This is a genomic window from Pseudoalteromonas sp. Angola-4 (assembly GCF_028599265.1).
GTDB classification, from domain to species: Bacteria; Pseudomonadota; Gammaproteobacteria; order Enterobacterales; family Alteromonadaceae; genus Pseudoalteromonas; species Pseudoalteromonas atlantica.
Window position 1 is genome coordinate 1 of sequence record NZ_JAQREK010000138.1, and the last position, 218, is coordinate 218.

Here is a 218-nt window from a genome sequence, read left to right on the forward strand (position 1 = left end):
TGCTACACTATCATCGGCGCTGTTTCGTTTCACTACTGAGTTCGGCATGGGGTCAGGTGGGTCCAAAACGCTATGGTTACCAAGCAAATTAGGTGCAAAGGATTAAGGACAAGCACGTAGTGCTACTATTTCCTTTGCGCAAGGTGCCTCAATGTTAACGCTACGCGCTAAGAGTCACCTCATAAATTTGGAAAACTCTGATAATATTTTTTAAGTCT

The 218-nt window shown here is 43.6% G+C and carries 1 rRNA gene; it reads right to left on the reverse strand.

Annotation, left to right across the window (positions count from 1 at the left end):
* Positions 1 to 84, reverse strand: a 5S ribosomal RNA gene (gene rrf, locus PSH48_RS21170); the annotation flags it as partial.
* Between the last annotated feature and the right edge of the window lie 134 nt (positions 85 to 218).